General features: G+C 40.0%; 16 protein-coding genes. 8 read left to right on the top strand and 8 right to left on the bottom strand.

Annotated elements, in window-relative coordinates; all coding sequences use genetic code 11:
• Positions 1–516: 516 nt before the first annotated feature.
• The 4 genes from ACFINX_RS04910 to purE form a co-directional block, all read right to left on the bottom strand.
• Positions 517–690 carry a hypothetical protein gene (locus ACFINX_RS04910; protein ID WP_375651104.1) on the bottom strand — a complete coding sequence of 58 codons (174 nt, stop codon included), beginning with the start codon at positions 688–690 and terminating at the stop codon, positions 517–519.
• Positions 683–1057, bottom strand: a complete 375-nt coding sequence (locus ACFINX_RS04905) for a hypothetical protein (protein WP_375638481.1) — start codon at positions 1055–1057, stop codon at positions 683–685. The genes ACFINX_RS04910 and ACFINX_RS04905 overlap by 8 nt, the downstream gene beginning before the upstream one ends.
• A gap of 1260 nt (positions 1058–2317) precedes the next feature.
• Positions 2318–3523 (bottom strand): 5-(carboxyamino)imidazole ribonucleotide synthase, encoded by a 1206-nt coding sequence (locus ACFINX_RS04900; protein WP_375668407.1) that lies wholly within the window; start codon positions 3521–3523, stop codon positions 2318–2320.
• A 1-nt stretch (position 3524) separates the two neighbouring features.
• Positions 3525–4022 carry a 5-(carboxyamino)imidazole ribonucleotide mutase gene (gene purE / locus ACFINX_RS04895; protein ID WP_375610656.1) on the bottom strand — a complete coding sequence of 166 codons (498 nt, stop codon included), beginning with the start codon at positions 4020–4022 and terminating at the stop codon, positions 3525–3527.
• 821 nt (positions 4023–4843) lie between these two features.
• Here purE and ACFINX_RS04890 point away from each other — a divergent pair.
• From ACFINX_RS04890 to ACFINX_RS04880, 3 genes are all read left to right on the top strand, one after another.
• Positions 4844–4996, top strand: coding sequence for a DUF5993 family protein (locus tag ACFINX_RS04890; RefSeq protein WP_273790835.1), 153 nt, complete (start codon positions 4844–4846; stop codon positions 4994–4996).
• 10 nt (positions 4997–5006) lie between these two features.
• A complete protein-coding gene (locus ACFINX_RS04885) occupies positions 5007–5588 on the top strand; it encodes a disulfide bond formation protein B (RefSeq protein ID WP_375613594.1) in 582 nt (193 codons plus the stop codon).
• A 711-nt stretch (positions 5589–6299) separates the two neighbouring features.
• Positions 6300–6443: a hypothetical protein gene (locus tag ACFINX_RS04880; RefSeq protein WP_375638483.1), complete on the top strand. Its 144-nt coding sequence runs from the start codon at positions 6300–6302 to the stop codon at positions 6441–6443.
• Positions 6444–7501: 1058 nt separating this feature from the next.
• Here ACFINX_RS04880 and ACFINX_RS04875 read toward each other — a convergent pair.
• Positions 7502–7867, bottom strand: coding sequence for a helix-turn-helix domain-containing protein (locus tag ACFINX_RS04875; RefSeq protein ID WP_375668406.1), 366 nt, complete (start codon positions 7865–7867; stop codon positions 7502–7504).
• Between the two features lie 1819 nt (positions 7868–9686).
• Here ACFINX_RS04875 and infA point away from each other — a divergent pair.
• The 4 genes from infA to ACFINX_RS04855 all read left to right on the top strand — a co-directional run bounded on the left by infA (position 9687) and on the right by ACFINX_RS04855 (position 12870).
• Positions 9687–9905 carry a translation initiation factor IF-1 gene (gene infA, locus ACFINX_RS04870; RefSeq protein WP_004857577.1) on the top strand — a complete coding sequence of 73 codons (219 nt, stop codon included), beginning with the start codon at positions 9687–9689 and terminating at the stop codon, positions 9903–9905.
• A 242-nt stretch (positions 9906–10147) separates the two neighbouring features.
• Complete coding sequence (locus tag ACFINX_RS04865) at positions 10148–10861, top strand: Maf family nucleotide pyrophosphatase (protein WP_375611669.1); 714 nt, start codon at positions 10148–10150, stop codon at positions 10859–10861.
• 21 nt (positions 10862–10882) lie between these two features.
• Positions 10883–11167 (top strand): DNA gyrase inhibitor YacG, encoded by a 285-nt coding sequence (yacG, locus tag ACFINX_RS04860; protein WP_375611670.1) that lies wholly within the window; start codon positions 10883–10885, stop codon positions 11165–11167.
• Positions 11168–11661: 494 nt separating this feature from the next.
• Entirely contained in the window at positions 11662–12870 is a 1209-nt protein-coding gene (locus ACFINX_RS04855; RefSeq protein ID WP_375668424.1) for an MFS transporter, read from the top strand.
• Positions 12871–12960: 90 nt separating this feature from the next.
• On the opposite strand, the gene ACFINX_RS04850 is transcribed toward ACFINX_RS04855, so the two are convergent.
• Positions 12961–13140 carry a hypothetical protein gene (locus tag ACFINX_RS04850; RefSeq protein WP_375668405.1) on the bottom strand — a complete coding sequence of 60 codons (180 nt, stop codon included), beginning with the start codon at positions 13138–13140 and terminating at the stop codon, positions 12961–12963.
• Positions 13141–13297: 157 nt separating this feature from the next.
• Positions 13298–13669 (bottom strand): helix-turn-helix domain-containing protein, encoded by a 372-nt coding sequence (locus ACFINX_RS04845; RefSeq protein WP_375655489.1) that lies wholly within the window; start codon positions 13667–13669, stop codon positions 13298–13300.
• Between the two features lie 1338 nt (positions 13670–15007).
• On the opposite strand from ACFINX_RS04845, the gene ACFINX_RS04840 reads away from it, so the two are divergent.
• The gene (locus ACFINX_RS04840) at positions 15008–15145 is read left to right on the top strand and encodes a hypothetical protein (RefSeq protein WP_375638510.1); all 138 of its coding nucleotides are present in this window, start codon (positions 15008–15010) and stop codon (positions 15143–15145) included.
• A 607-nt stretch (positions 15146–15752) separates the two neighbouring features.
• Here the strand turns inward: ACFINX_RS04840 and ACFINX_RS04835 are convergent.
• Positions 15753–16784, bottom strand: a complete 1032-nt coding sequence (locus ACFINX_RS04835) for a DUF3472 domain-containing protein (RefSeq protein ID WP_375613817.1) — start codon at positions 16782–16784, stop codon at positions 15753–15755.
• Between the last annotated feature and the right edge of the window lie 195 nt (positions 16785–16979).

Below are 16979 nucleotides of genomic sequence, written 5' to 3'. Positions count from 1 at the left end.
TGAAATGCTTGAAGTGGGGGGAAGAGGGGACGCCGTTGGATTGTTGAAGTGGTGTGGGTTTTTGTCGTTAAGGGCAAGGTGTGGCTTCTTAAAACGTAAGGGGCTTGTTTGTGGGGGCTCGTGAAGCCCTATCAGGTGCATGCGCCGGCTGAAATGCTTGAAGTGGGGGGAAGAGGGGACGCCGTTGGATTGTTGAAGTGGTGTGGGTTTTTGTCGTTAAGGGCAAAGGGGGACTTCTTAAAACGCAAGAGGCTTGTTTGTTGCGGGCTTGTGAAGCCCTGTCAGGTGCGTGCGCCGGCTGAAATGCTTGAAGTGGGGAAGAGGGGACGCCGTTGGAATTGTTTCTTGTATTGGCTATACGCACATAATATCATGCCGATAGTTTCAAACGTCCCCTTATGAAAAATCTCATACCCTCAATATGGGTCATCAATAACTGGTAATCACATTAAATACGTCTAGAAATATGAAAATAAGGATTATGGTATTTTAATACCACGTTTTTCACGACTTTTTTTATTTATTAATTTCTTTATTACATTTTTGAATTGCTAAGTTTAGTCCTGTAAGCGCTTTACGGTACAGTTTTCGATATTTAATGGTAGAATAAACAAGCCAAACGGATAATGTTATTATTGCACAACCGCCAAGGATCCCTAGAATGCGCCCTAATATTATAGCTTCAGTCATTTTCTCTCCTTATTGTATTTTGATTAGCAACCGCTTCGTCTAGTTGTTTCATTACTTTTTTCAGTTTCTTCTTTACTATGATCCGTAGCACCAAAGAGATTGGTATCGAACCGTACAGAATTAATGCGCATATCAGCCCGATTGCAGTTGCTACATTCATCTGAGGTTTATCCGCACTGCCTAATATTGAGAGGAAAATGTATAAACAGATGCTTATAAAAATTATGAATATAAACTCTCTCAGTGAAACAACACCAGCCTTTAATGTTTCCTTAACTTCTTTTTGGATATCGAGGACTAAGTCCCATTGAGAAGATGTATCATTTTGTTCTTTTGGTGATGCATTTGATAGGTTTGGTTTTGTCATGTTGATATTCGTTTGTTTCTTGAGGGTTTTGTCTTTTGATAAAGCGAATAACTCAGTTTCTCAGACTATGTTTATGAAATGAAAAAAGATTTCTGTAGTTGTTAAAATGATAATACGAATGACTTGCTACGTCTGTAGCGCATCTTCCCTTTATTATTATGAGGCATGTACAATTTTTCGTGCCGCTGTATAAAAGATTCGTTTTGTGAGTACAATTATATTTTATCACTAAACTACAGGCGAAGAGGCATTTAATATTGAAGTGTTTAGCCGGTTGAATTTACTTAAGAAAAGCTTGATTGTTGATAGATCGGCACAGGAATCTTCGTCCTTGAGTGCGGTTAGGCGCTCAAATTTGAATAACGTAATTTTATAGGGGAAAGAACGAAGGCGATAGACATAACGAAGGTGACAAATATTACAGATATTAAAGTGAGTGATATTTAAAACGGTTGTTGTTTTAGAGTGTAAGCTAAATTTACGGTTTTCTTTCGGTGTGTAGTTGTATGTTTATCTGCTATTTTAAGCTTTATTGCGAAATGAAATAAGGAGAGACGCTTCAAGCTCTAGAAAATACAACACAGGTAATATCGCCTTATGAGGGGAGAGAGGATATTTCTATGATGGATAAGCTTAGTACTGTAATTATATCTTTGACATGAAACTCAAGGCGTGGTGCGGAGCGGCGCTTGGCACTTTTGTGAAAGAATGAACACAAGAAGGGAGACTAGAGGCAATGAGAACGCATTGTTAGAATGCTCTCTATAGGCCGCAAGAGGTAAGTTTATCCTCTAAAGGTTGGAATTAAAAGGCTTAAAGATTGGCATTAAAAGAAAAATGAAGGGGCTGCGTATGTTATAGGGGAATATTTATGCTGTGGGAGGTGGAGGGGTAGTGAAGTTGGGGGCTGGTGGATTATTTTTAGCTGGGGGATATTTTTGAGAAAAGGAAGGGGAGAAGAGCTAGGGGGTGGAGTTGAAGGGTTGGGAGCGCTTGTTGTGCTGCTTGGATATTGGTGTGGAGTGAAGCTTTGTTTTTGAGGGCGGATGAGATGTTCGTGTAGGATGAAGCGGTTTGGAGGGGGAAGAGGTGATGTTTTTAAGAGAGAAGGAGCTTGTAGGAGGGCTTCACGCCCTTTCAGGGGAGAATTAAAAGGTTAGGGGCGCTTTTGAAGCCGATGGATATCGGTGTGGGGGGAGAGGTTGTTTTTTCAGTTCATTTAGGGGAAAAGTGTGAAAAAGTATTTGTATATATGTGGGCTTAAGATTTGTTGGCTGGTCCCAGTAATTGGATGATATGCCCCATTTTGCGGTTGGGGTGAACAGTGCTTTTGCCATATAAATGGATCGAGGTGCGCTCTTGCTTCAGAAAATATTTTAACGTGCTAAAATTGTTACCAAGAAGATTGGTCATTTGGCAATCGCTATGGCGATAGGGACTGCCTAAGGGAAGTCCGCAAATAGCACGGATATGCTGTTCAAATTGTGAAGTTATGCATGCCTTTTGTGTCCAATGACCAGAATTATGGACACGCGGTGCTAATTCATTCACTAAAAGATGACCATTCGTTAAGACAAAAAGTTCAATACAAAGAACACCAACATAATCGAGGGCATCCATGACTGTTACACTGATTTCTTGAGCTGCTTTTTGCACGTCAAGTGGAATATGTGATGGAACAAAGGACTTATGAAGAATACCATTTTTGTGTTGATTTTCAGGGCAGTCATAAAAAATATGTTCTCCTTGTTTTGTACGTGCCGAAAGAACCGAAATTTCCGATAAAAAAGGGACTATTTCTTCTAAAATACAAGGCTGTTCCTGAAAAGTCCTTAAGGCTTCGTCAAGGGTTTGTTCATCTGGGTGATCAAGCTTGATCTGGTTTTTTCCGTCATAACCAAAACGACGCGTCTTTAAAAGACCACGTCCGCCTAAGGTATCAAGAGCGGAAAGAAGAGAAGAAGAATTGTCAACAGCGTGCCATAACGCGGTGCCAATCCCTTGATCACGCAAAAATTGCTTCTCAAAAAGTCGATCTTGCGTGATCTCTAATGCTTTGGAAGAAGGATAAACAGGCTTACTCTTTTCTACATATTGAACCGTTTGAAGCGAAAGATTTTCAAATTCATAGCTGACAACATCACACTGAGAAATAAAATGATCTAAAGCTGATATATCGTCATAGGAGGAAACAATATGGTTGTTTGCTGTTTGAGCGGCTGGGCAATCGGCTTCAGGGCAAAAAATAACGGTTCGAAATCCTAATTCTGCGGCCGCTATGGCGAGCATCCGCGCTAATTGTCCCCCCCCGATTAAACCAATGACGCTGCCTGGAGGTAACATGGTGAAGGGAGTGGTGTTGGACGAGGTGGTGTTGGCTAAGGTGGTGTTGGAGGGAGTGGTGTTGGAGGGAGTGGTGTTGGAGGGGGTGGCGTTGGATGAGGGGGGGGTGGAAAACGGTGCCATTTTAAACCTCCGTTACAGGCGTTTGGGCGACATTGGCTGTTTGTTGTTGACGCCAATCTTCTAATCGTTGGGCGAGATCATGGTCATAAACGGCCATAACGGCTGCGGCTAAAAGGGCTGCATTAATTGCGCCTGCTTTGCCAATTGCTAATGTGCCGACGGGTATCCCTGCTGGCATTTGTACGATTGAAAGCAAAGAATCTTGACCAGAAAGAGAGTGAGAATGCACTGGAACGCCAAAAACAGGAAGAGGAGTAAGGGCTGCTAACATACCTGGAAGATGCGCTGCCCCCCCCGCACCGGCAATTAAAACTTTAAACCCTGCTTCTTTTGCTTCTTTGGCAAATTGATAAAGGCGTTCAGGAGTTCGGTGTGCTGAGACAATATGCGAACTATGAGAAATACCAAGATTCGTCAAAATATCTGCACTATGGCACATCGTTTGCCAATCCGATTGGCTCCCCATTAAAATCGCCACATCACATGATTTTTTCATCATTCTCTATCCTTTTCAAAGGTTCAATGCGATTCTTTATCATTATTTTTTTAAAGTTTTATATTCTTTTTGCAAAGCCAATTGATGACAGAGAAACAGTTATTTTTCAAATAAGGCGGAAAGCTAAAAATTTAAAGGGGATCTCGAGAGATGAAAAACTAAAGTATTGAAGGCATGAAGCACTTCTTGTGAGGGGGGAGGGCAATGTCACGGGGTGGCGTGGGACCCATGAGGCTGTTGAGCTTGCGGTATTGTCTTTTATTTAAGATAAGAGGGAAAAATGTATTGGGGAAAAGCCATTGATTATAAGTTTTTTTTAAAAAAATGTCTTATTTTTTATTTGCTAAAATAAACAAGATCACCATATGATATAAAATCTGTTGCAATTTGAAACATTGCTTATGAGAAAAAGAGATTTTTATGTCAAAAATGTGTTGCAAAATGAGGATATTCTTTTGAGAAAAAAAGAGATGTATATCTCTCGATTTCAAAGCCTATTTATTTTGTTGTTCAAGTGATTCTTTTGTGAGTGGGGGATATAATCTTTATAGGGGATATAATCTTTATAATTGTCGATATATCTTTAACAATGGCAGATATAAGGGGAAGCGAATAATCAACGCTTTTGTGCTTTTAACGCTTTTGTTGAGATGTGCTTCTGAGCGATTATATCGTTTTTTCACTTAAATATAATGGCAATATCAATCGCGAGTGACGAATTGTGAATAATAAATCCATGGTCTCTTTTTTGCCCAATTTTGTAATATGGTGAACGCTGAAATAAATAAGAGTTAAACAACGGATGTAAAGGAGATTTAAAAGCTATGTTTCTTCCATTTTTAATCGCTTTAGGTACTGCAGTAACGACTATGTGTGGTAAAAAAAATATAAGTTATGCTTTGTGGGCAATTTTATTCGTTGTCATTCTTCTCACTTTCAATCATCACGCAACTTCTACTTTAAATTTATCTTTTTGAGAGAATAGCCATGGAACATGTTGAACAAAAAAATCCTCACTTCGTCATCTTTATGAATACGCTAGGACTCTTTGGGTTATCTATTGTCTTGGTGGTGGCTTTTTATTATCAATTGGTAAAGTTTGAGTTACCTTGTCCCCTTTGTTTGCTGCAGCGCGTTGGATTGATGCTGGCAGGTTGTGGGTTCTTACTCAATATTCACCATAAGGTGAAAAATACCCATTATGGTATGGTTATTCTTGGTTGTATGGTAACCAGTGCTGTGGCAGCACGGCAAGTGTTTTTGCATATCACACCCGATGATTTAGGATATGGTTCAACGTTCTTTGGATTGCATTTTTATACTTGGGCTTTCATTATTTCTGTCCTTTGTATCTTTGCTGTCTCATTTGTCATGATTTTAGGCGAGTTGGCACACAAGTTCAAAGAATTTTCTCCTTTTCCAGTCTTGAGTAAAGCGGCAAGTTTCTTATTTGTGTTTTTGATTGCGGCAAATTTGATTTCTACCATACTGGAATGTGGTGGTGGGCAGTGTGCCGATGATCCTGTAAGGTATGAATTGTTATCAAATTGGTTCCCTTCACAGTCTTGAAATTTTTTAATAATCCCTCATCATAATTTTTATTGTTAAAGAGGCGGAAATATTTAAGAAACCGCTTCTTTTTTATTTATTGGGAAGACATTTTAGCAAGATTGTTCGATAATCTGATCTTTTATACCAACGCTGGCTTTTATGAGCGCTGGCGATTGATATTTTTTTAGCGAAGACTTGTATTGTGAACCTTTTATGCTGTCTTTTGAGAGAGATGAAGGGATTGATTGGCTTGGAGGCGTTTGTAGAGAAGCCCCGGACTTTTGAGCCGCGTAGGTTAAGAAGCCTCGTTTTTTAAAGGTGCATTAACGATAAAAATTTTTTGTTCTTGATTTTTCTTAACATTGTGTTAAATTGATCTTTGTATTCATTTTGGTGCTTCTAAAGCGTTTTTATTGCTTCTAGAGGGATTAATTTAAAATTTTGAAAGTTATGTGAATAATTTTCTGCAGAGGTTTGTTTATTAGAGGCAAACCTTTTTTTTTATCTAAGTTTTAGATGTTTTCTTTCAGTGTGAAGCCTTTTTTAGAAAAAGGTAAGCGTCTTGATGATGACTCTCTTCTTTATTAATATATTGATTTATAATAATAAATAACCATTTTTTTACCGTGAAGCGCGTTGCTGAATATAATAAAATTTTTCATCACCAGTTCTCTCATATTAAATCAATTAAAATTACTTGGCTTATACATCATAAGTGGTGGGGCGTGCATGTGGGTCAAAACTGTACAAGAAAGGCATGCCTTTAATGAAGTGTCTCTTGAACCGAAGGCTGTCTGCAACATTGGGAGCTGGCAGAGTTTTTGTGATGATGCCGGCTTGTTCTTCTATAAGCGTAAACTTGTTTTTCCATAAGCGTAAAGATAAGGGGGGCTGAATGGATTTTATACACTTCATGGGAGCTTTACCATTCCTTTACGGGTAGCGTTTTGCAAAATGGGTGTGATGGAGCGTTGAGAGATCTTTCTTTAAAACAAGCGCGTGAATATGCAACATAAGCCTATTCCTTTTGGTGCGTTTTGTATTACGAAAAAAATTGATTTATAAGAAGGAGTTATCGTTGTGGATGTTGAACGAGAAAAACGAAAAGCTTCTCTCATTTCAAACTTTCTTATAGTCAATTAATTAAATGTGCTCTTCTACGTTACAAAAAAGCACTGGGTGTAAATAAAAATTCTTTTAAAAGTCGTAAAATGCTTCTTATGCACTCTTTTGATCGCTAGAATTTTTCGAAAAATTTTATGCTGCTCAATACAATAATAGGGCGGTTTATATCTATGATTTAAGTGAAAATAGGGGGAGTTAGATGAAAAGGGAGGTGAGATTTTAATGACAGTTGTTGAAAACGTTATTGTGTAATGCATTTTTTACAGATTTTCTGCTTTCTGTAAATATGTAAAAGCGTAAAAACGGAAATGTGCAAAAAAGGAAGCTGGGACTTTATGCGTGGTGTATGATTTTATCATGGCATGGAATGTGGAGAGAAGATTGGGGTGTGGGGATGAAGAGTTTTATGAAGGGGGGAAGCTTGGATGAAGAGGTGGGGGTGTTGAGGAGAGAGGAGAGAGGGTGTGGGGAAAGTTGTTTTTGAAGTGGGATTGACCGGTGCTTTGCGTGATCTTACTTTAGGGTGGTGAAGGGGCAAGAATATTTTAAAATAGGACGTATCTGTCGCGTTTGATGCAACATTATCCTTTGTGGTGTCGTGATCTGAAATCAGCAGGGGAATTGGCTAGAGTAAGAAGCTGTATTGTTGACAAACCTATGTTTACAAAGTGGTGCGGGGGGGAATTTGAAAGTTTCATTTGGCTGCTTTCTGTAAATGTGGAGAAGCATCAAACCGTTGATCCGTAAAATAAAAACGTATATCCGTAAAATGATGCGGAGGATTTATGCTTTGTGTGCTCTTTTGCTTAATCAGAAATCAACCATAAGATTGCTTTTTGTTTTTTCGGCTGGAGCTCTCTAAAATTTTTCAAAAGGGAATGTTCTTTTTCGCTGTATGTTTCTTGATCATAGTGTGCGGTATGTGTTGAAAGATTTTCTTTTGTGGCAATATCTGCATAAAAAAAGCTTATGGGAACATCCAGTTTTTGGGCGATTTTGAGTAAACACCCTGCGCTTACACGATTGAAGCCTTTTTCATATTTTTGGATTTGTTGGAAACTGACACCTAAATGGCTTCCTAATTCTTTTTGGGAAAGGCTCATTGAAATGCGTCTGTGGCGGATTCTTTTGCCTATCAAAATGTCGATAAAATTTGGATTTTTAGTTGGCACTTCAAGCCCCCCTCCGGTTGCGAGCGCCCTCGCATTGGTATTCCGGGAGTCTAAAAGTACTGAACCCTAGTCAGCTTTTTTGCTTTTAGTGCGGAAACGCACCTGGACATAGCAAAAACTCCCGGAATTCCGGGATACCCACAAGAGTGGGTTCAATTGTACGCTAGGGTTTAGGGCTTTTAGTTCCCTGTTGATCGTTGCGTGGACGATCAAAATTACACTTTAAGTGATAAAGTAATTTCAGAAGATTGGCAAATGAAAATAGTTTTTATTTATAAACTTTATTTTTTAATGAGAGGCTTTCCGCCTCTCAAACTCTCCGGAACGCTCACCAAAATCATGAGATCAGACCCGCGTTTAATGAGGGGACTAACAATCCTAGGTTCTTAAGGTCAAGGAGACCATTACATGGCGCCTAACGGCGTCCTTGACCCCCAGAACTTAACGGCTTGTTTTGTCCCTCTCACGCGGCTCCGAAATCATGATTAGAAGGGGAGCTTATAGGGGGAGTGATATCAGGCATATCAATTTATCAAGGTGTTTTTAGAGTGTATGATGAGTATTTTAGGCTGGATTTTTTTGTCGCGTTTGATGAAATAATCTCGTTTGAGGGGTGATCTGAAGTGCTTGGGGGAGATTGGCTAGGCAAGAAGCTGGGGTAATACTATTGTTTATAGAGTGGTGCGGTGTGGAAGTTTCATTTGGCTATATTCTGTAAATATGTAAAAGCGTAAAAACGGAAATATGTAAAAAAGGAAGCTGGGACTTTATGTGGGGTGTATGCTTTTGGCATGGCATGGAATGTGGTGAGATAAATGGGGGAAAGAGTTTTTGTGAATGGAGTGGTAAGCTGGGATGAAGCCTACGGGAGATTGAAGGGAGAAGAGAGTGTGGGGGCGGAATAGGAATGAACAGACTAGAGGGGGTAAGAGGCGGTGGTGCGAAGGGATGCGTGAAGGATGGTGTGAGGAGATAGCGCTTTGCTTTTATGGTACTTGATGAAGTGGTGTCATTTGAGGGGGGCTGAAGTCCGTGAATGTGGGGTGATCTGAAGTGCTTGGGGAGATTGGCTAGGCAAGAAGCTGGGGTAATACTATTGTTTATAGAGTGGTGCGGTGTGGAAGTTTCATTTGGCTTTATTCGGTAAATACGTAAAAGCGTGAAAACGGAAATGTGTAAAAAAGGAAAAGGCTTTATGTCGTTAGAGGCGTTGTGGTTAATGATACGCAATGTATAGGGATCGTGTTTTCGAAGGTAGGAAGAACAACATAAATGGAAAGAGTGGCTTAGAGGAAGCGTGTGAAGAGAGAGAAAATGGGGAAGGCTGTATGGGAAATGCGTAGAGTATGAAGTGTGGGGCAGTGAAGCATGTTGTGAATGGTGTGTGAAGAATGGAGAAGGTTTTTGAGAAAAGGAGGGGCTTCTGGCGTGGGGGAGTGGTGTTTATCTGAAGGGCGCATGTTTAAAGTGTGGAAGGTGAGGAAAAGTTGGAGAGAGGATGATTGTGAGTAAGTTGTGGAGGGATTAGTCAGAGGTGTTGGGAAAATGCTTTAGGGGAAAAAATTAGCGTAATTTCTTGTCACACTGAAACCAAAATCATCATAAAAATTGAAGGAAATTAGCGGGTAAAATTGGTGGAAAAAAAGTTTTGATTCTTAAGGTGTGGGATGACGTTTTTTGAGAACATGAGAGAGTAAACTTGAAAAACCTTTCCCTTTTTGTGGAATTTTTATTCACAAACTTAAGAAAATAGGATATGAACGCTGGAAATAACGCGCAGCTTAACAAAATATGTGCACTGTAAAGGAAATGTTTGTTTATGTCAAAAGAAGAAGTTTTAGAATTTTCTGGTATCGTTACTGAACTCTTACCTAACGCGATGTTTCGTGTGAAACTGGAAAATGATCATGAAATTATTGCCCATACCGCTGGTAGAATGCGGAAAAATCGTATACGGGTGTTGGCCGGTGATAAAATCATGGTGGAAATGACACCTTATGATTTGACAAAAGGGCGTATTACATATCGCTATAAGTAGCCTCGTGGGTGGCTTGCACTTTTTTCTAAAAGCTATCATATTATTTCTATTATTTTTTAACAGTTTTTTAGTTTGCTTTTCATGAGTGAAAAAAGGGGAGTGTTTGAAGAGCCTTGAAAAACTGTAAAATCGATGCGGAAAAAGGATAAGGAGATCAATAGCGCTTAAAAGGGAGGCTAAAGGGGCGCTTAAAAGGGGGCGCTAAAGGGGGCGAGAGGGAAGTCAATTGTGAAGGGGTGGAAATGAGAAATATAAGAGAGTGGGGGGAAAAACGTTTGGCAGATACTCTTACAGAAGAAATTCATTTGGTGCTTGCCTCCGCTTCGCCAAGGCGTTTAGCGCTCTTGGCACAAATAGGGATTGATCCCCAGCAGGTTTATGCAAGCGATATTGATGAAACGCCAAAATTAAAAGAACATCCTGCAAACCTTGCCAAACGTTTGGCAAAAGAAAAAGCACTGAAAGCCCAAAAAATTTTGCGCTGGTACAGTCAGAATGGTCAAGACGAGTTGCAGAATGGTCAAGAAAAATTACCTGGACAGAAAATGATTATCTTGGCGGCTGATACGGTGGTGGCTGTTGGGCGGACCATTTTCCCCAAACCAGAAAGCGAGGATGAGGCTTATGAATGTTTACGATACCTTTCTGGGCGTTCGCATAAGGTCTATGGTGCCATTTGTGCGCTCAATGAACGTGGAAAAATAACCGTAAAATTGGTTGAAAGTCGTGTTCGCTTTAGACGCTTAACCTCTGCCATGATGAAGGCTTACCTTGCTTCAGGAGAATGGCAAGGGAAAGCAGGTGGCTACGCTATCCAAGGAAAAGCAGGGGCTTTTGTTGTCCATATCACGGGTTCTTATTCTAATGTTGTGGGATTGCCTTTGGCTGAAACAGCCGATCTCTTGACCGCTTATCACTATCCACTTTTCACTCACTGGGCTGAACAAACGCATTAGAAAAACTTTAAGGTAAGATCAATGCAAGGTGAAAAGCAACAAAAAGAGAAAAGCAAAAATGAAAAAAAAGCAACAGAAGAAAAGTTAATGAAGAAGCCAATGACAAAGGTGTGCCAAGAACAAAAAGAGCTAAATTTGCAAAAAGAGACCCGTCCTCCGCATCCTTGTCCTATTTGTGGTCAGATGTCACAAAAATCTTCTTATCCTTTTTGTTCCACACGGTGCCGAGCTATTGATCTTAATCGTTGGCTTTCAGGCTCTTATATTTTACCACCCCCACCACAAGTAAGTGATGAAGAAGAATAAAGAGTTCTCTTGAGAAAAGAACGCTAAAGCGTTTTTTGTATGGAAACTGAAGGGGAGGCGCGCGGGATTATCGTAAATGTATTTAAGAGCTGGATTAACGGCTTGCTTATTATCGTCATTCGCAAAGACGCAGATTAAGTTCAATCAACGATGGAAGTTTTAATACATATCTAAGACTTATCTCCAGAGGTTTTGTTTACCATGGATAATTATAAATTGCTTTGTTGCATGAAGGTCGATGGAGCTTTGTTGCGTGAAAGTTGTTGGTGCCTTTAGGGTGTGAGGAAAAATTGATCATCTAAGCAGTATTGCTAACAAATAAGCAGTATTGCTAAGGAAAAAGAGGGGCGCGTGTTTTGGTGCAAAGAGACGGGGCAGTAAAAAATCGCTTGTTAGTGCTTTGTTGCGTGAAAGTTGTTGGTGCCTTTAGGGTGTGAGGAAAAATTGATCATCTAATCAGTATTGCTAACGAAAAAGAAGGGGTGCGTGTTTTGGTGCAAAGAGATGGGGCAGTAAAAAATCGCTTGTTGGTGCTTTTGCTGGGTAATGGCGTGGTGTCATTTGGCGGTTGGATTGATTATATCGTGATTTTGACCGTATCTGTGTTCACGTGGAAAGCTGATCAATATGATGTCGCTTTTATTGGAGCGGCAACATTATTACCTGGTATCGTTCTGTCTAAGCCAATTGGAATGTTGGTAAGTCACCGTTCTATGATCCATTGGTTGCGGGCGTCACTGCTGTTACGGGCACTCTGTACTGTCGGTTTATTGATGGCGACGAGTCTGCAAGGATTTATTATACTGGCAGTTATTCGAGCGACATTCAACAGTCTAGCCATGCCTGCAATTTCCGTTCTCAGTGCAAATTCGGTGCCTGAAAACGGACGGACTCGTTACTATTCTGTGCTTAACATGATCAATAGCGCGGCAAAGATGATCGGACCTGCTTTGGGGAGTGCTCTGTCTGTACTTTTATCAGATACCTATACTTTATTGTTTTCTGGATTTTTGACATTGCTAGGCTTTATCGTGTTTTGTTGTCTTGGTGCACAACCTGTCTCGTCGCTCATGATAAAAACAGCGAATACCATAAAATCAAAGCAGAGGCTTTATGGGACAACTTGGTATGCCTATGTGGCGGTGATGTTTGTGTATTTTGCCATGATCTTTATGGTGAATAATCAGTTGCCGGTTATTCTTAGTGCAATGAAAATGAATAAACAGGCTCTTGGGATGCTGGTATCGGCTTCGGCAATCGGTAATTTTCTCTATGGATTTTGGAGTGTGAAACAATCAAAGTATAAACCCCTTACAGGCAAAATATCAGAGTTGTTAATGCCGGCAATGTCAACAATGATTGGTTTTGTCATGATCTCAGTGTGCTTTTTTTACTTTGATTTACTCCGTATTGAGACTTTGTTGCTCTGTTTTTTCCTTATTGGAATGGTTAGCGCTTACTTTTCCATATCTTCTAATGTTTATCTGGTAAGCAATTTCAATGAACAGATTGGATTGGCTTCCGGATGGGTGCAGTCTATACAAAATTTAGCTATGTTGGTGGCGCCGTTTGTTGGAGCGTTTGTTTTAGGTCACACTTCGGCTGGAAAATTGTTCCTTCTTTCTGGATTGAGTGGATTATGCTGTTTATTGGCTATCAGGATATTGCTGAACCGTTCTTTGTTAATTGTTCGATCTCAATGATTGGCTCATCAATAAAACAAATGTTTTAAATCATTTTTCTGAGATTTAGAGGACGTGGAGATAATCCAACATAGAGCAGCTTTTTTGACGTTATAGGTTTAATCTTTGATTTTTACTTAAACGCTCATATGTTTTTTTCGGGGCTTTGCCTTCTTGACGCTGTTCTACCGTCTCGTAAACGCAATAGGGGGCATGGTTTTGAGCGACAATGTCATTTTTGTTTAACTCCGCTTTGCTACAAATAGTCAAACTTAAAAACTCAGCTGCCAATCCTTAATCAGCTTGACTTGAAGCAATAATGGAAACAGAAAACGAGGAGCTATAGTGTGAATTATCTTATATGCCGTAAAATATCATTCTTGGAGGTATGGTGATATCAGGTATGGGAAACTTTAGGCAGGGGGTATGGTAATTGTTGTGCTTTTGCTTAATCAGAAATCAACCACAAGATTGCTTTTTGTTTTTTTGGTTGGAGGTCTCTAAAATTTTTCAAAAGAGTGTGTTCTTTTTCGCTGTATGTTTCTTGATCACGGTGTGGGGTATTTTCTTTTGTTGAGATATCTTCTTTTGTAGCAATGTCTGCATAAAAAAAGCTTATAGGAACTTCCAGTTTTTGAGCGATTTCCAGTAAACATTTGGCGCTTACACGATTTAAGCCTTTTTCGTATTTTTGGATTTGTTGGAAACTGACACCTAAATGGCTTCCTAATTCTTTTTGGGAAAGCCCTATTGAAATGCGTCTGTGACGGATTCTTTTGCCTATCAGAATGTCGATAAAATGTGGATTTTTAGTTGGCACTTCAAGCCCCCCTCCGGTTGCGAGCGCCCTCGCATTGGTATTCCGGGAGGTTGAAAATACTGAGCTCAGTCAGCCTTTTGCTTTTAGTGCTTACCGCACTTGGACATAGCAAAAGCTCCCGGAATTCCGGGATACCCGCAAAGCGGGATAAATTTATGTACTGAGCGTTCGGGTTTTCAACTCCCTATTTGATCGTTGCGTGGACGATCAAAAACACACTTTAAGTGATAAAGTAATTTCAGGAGATTGGCAAGAAAAATCAAAATAATCTCAAAGACTATAAAATTGGGTACTTTTTAAAAAAGTGCGAAATATGGATTATAAATCGCGTCTTTTGCTTAATCAGAAATGTCGATAAAATGTGGATTTTTAGTTGGCACTTCAAGCCCCCCTCCGGTTGCGAGCGCCCTCGCATTGGTATTCCGAGAGTCAAAATACTGAGCTCTAGTCAGTTTTTTGCTTTTAGTGCGGAAACGCACCTGGACATAACAAAAACTCTCGGAATTCTAAGGATATTCGCAAAAGTGGGCTCAATTGTACGTTAGGGTTTAGGGCTTTTAGTTCCCTGTTGATCGCTGCGTAGACGATCAAACTTACGATATTTATTCATAAGGCAGTTTCAGAAGGTTGGCAAGAAAAATGAAAAATTTTCTATTCTGTTATACCGTAAAACGGCGCTATTTGAAGGAGGAGTGAAGAGCTTGAATATTCAGGGTAGGGCTTGATTTGTTGAGCCTGGTGAAGTGCTGTCTTTGGGGGGTGGAGACTGTAAGGTACTAGGCAAAAAGCTGGGTTCGTTTTCAGAACAGTGTTTACAGTGCAGCGCGGGTGGTGATGTGGAAATTTTATTTGGCTGACTTCTGTAATAACGTAAAAGCGTGAAAACGTATATTCGTAAAATAATGCGGAGGATTTGTACTGTGTGTATGCTTTTACCATGGCGTGGAATGTGGTCAGAAAACTAGGGGACGCATTTGTGAATGGAGCGGGGAAAGCTGGGATGAAAAGGGGTCTTAAATGCATTTTCTGGAGAAGAGTATGTGGAGAATATTGGGAGGAAGGGCTTATTTGTCTTGTCTGATGAAACAGCATTTTTTGATATGTGGGATAGCCATATGAAATAATCAGCAGGGGAATCTAATAGACAAGAAAATCAGATTTTTGCAGAACAGTGTTTACAGAGCAGTGCGTGGGGTGAATCTTTCGTTGGCTGTTTTCTGTAATGATGTAAAAGCGTAAAAATGTGAATCTGTTAAAGTGAAGAGGAGGATTTATGGATTTATGCATTGTGCGTGTTTTGGGGGCACGTTGGGTTTTTGCATGGATGGGGTGAGATAAATGGGGAGAGAACGAGCTTGTGAATCGAGGAGGGAAGCTGGAATGAAGAGTGCTGTAAGTCGTAAATGTTTGATGGGAGAGAAAAAGGAGTGCGTGGAATGGGAGAGTGCCTATGGACAAGGGGGAGGGTGTGGATAAGAGGTGGGGGTAGTTTAAAGGGATGCGTGAAGGGATGGTGTGAGGGTGATAGAAGAGGGAGGGTGAGGCTTTTATTAAAGGGTGCTGTGGTTTTGAAAGGGGGTGAGAATGGAGAAAATACGCTGGAAAGTATGATGATGAGGTGAGCTAATTTTGGGGGCACGTTGGGTTTTTGCATGGATGGGGTGAGATAAATGGGGGGAGAACGAGAGCTTGTGAATCGAGGAGGGAAGCTGGAATGAAGAGTGCTGTAAGTCGTGAATGTGTGATGGGAGAGAAAAAGGAGTGCGTGGAATGGGAGAGTGCCTATGGACAAGGGGGAGGGTGTGGATAAGAGGCGGGGGTAGTTCAGAGGGATGCGTGAAGGGATGGTGTGAGGGTGATAGAAGAGGGAGGTGAGGATTTTATTAAAGGGTGTTGTGGTTTTGAAAGGGGGTGAGAATGGAGAAAATGCGCTGGAAAGTATGATGATGAGGTGAGCTAAAGGGATGAGAGCAGGGCTCGAAAAAATAACTGGGAAAGGGAGCCGTGGTGGGGAAATGAAAAAAACTTCCTCACCCCCATTTATTTTTAAAGGGGAGTGAGGGGCTTATCAAGAAGAAAAAAGTTAGTTTCTTTTCATAATTTTCCAAGTTTTTCCATCAGACATATACATAATCTTTTGACCTGTGGTTATCTTTTGTGTGCCGTGAGTGGTGTGAAGCGTAGAACTGAAAGCCGCTAGATGATCTATAAAGATTGATTTCCACTTAAATGAATCAGGAGATGGCAAAAAGATATTGGGTGCCCAAGAACGATTTTTTGAACGAATAACGACAAGCTCTTTTTGTTTCAAAACGTTAGAAATTGTTTCTGCAGACAGATCTTTCTCATTGGAAATTTGTATTTCTGGTTTAGTAGTAGGCGAGGCTAAACCTCCAAAGTCGCTTATACTTGTCATGCAAAAGTTGGATGTACATGATGTTTGGATGAAGTCAGAATCTTGACACTTTCCTTGATTAGAAGCTTTCAGACTCCCTTCGTGTAGCTTGTTTTGTTTTATGCCTTGAGGCTCAAAAAAAATCGAACTTTGCGGACTTAAATCATAACAGGAGGAGAGATGTCTCTTCCAACGAGAATGGTCTTCAACAAAACTTGAAGATTTACGGAGTTGTCCAAATGTATTTGGTACTTCTATGGTCCCAATATTCACTTTTTTACCCGTTATAAAATCGACTACTGTCGCTGTAACTAGATTTCCATTTTTTTCAACATATAATCGATATCTGCGTCCCATCTCCCATGGAAAGTTAATTTCACATCGTACTCCTGAACCTTCCTGAGTAAAATGCTTACATGTATTACCCTTCCATCCCGTTGCATTCCAGATAGAAAAATGAATGGTACGGCCGCTCCTGTTGAAAAAACCAATTTGTCCACTTTTTCCATTTTGGAATTCAAATTTATTTCCCCAGAAATAGATGGAGTTAGGCCCACCATCGTAATTTACTTGCTGGGTGAACACAAATAGATCAAATGATGCATTTTTAAGCCATTCATGCTCTATTGTAATAACTTTGCCGGCAAAAACGGCATAGCTTGGTTTACTTATTAGAAGGAATAAAAGTATTAAAATAACCTTTTTTACAGTATGGTACATACTCAAATCCTCTATCTTAATAAAAATAGTGTAACTTTATAAGTATTAAAGCACATATTCAATGTTTTGTTAAGTAAAATTAGAGAAAATACTTTAATGTTTACTCTAAACTATATGCTGTAAAGACTACTTTGTTTAAAGTGTTTTTGCATGCTCCTTTTCTGCTGTTCAAATTTAAGTTTTAATGGTGGAATT

Origin of the sequence: Bartonella sp. AP36NXGY (assembly GCF_042195865.1) — a bacterium.
Lineage (GTDB): Bacteria > Pseudomonadota > Alphaproteobacteria > Rhizobiales > Rhizobiaceae > Bartonella.
This window is presented reverse-complemented; position numbering and strand designations above follow the sequence as displayed.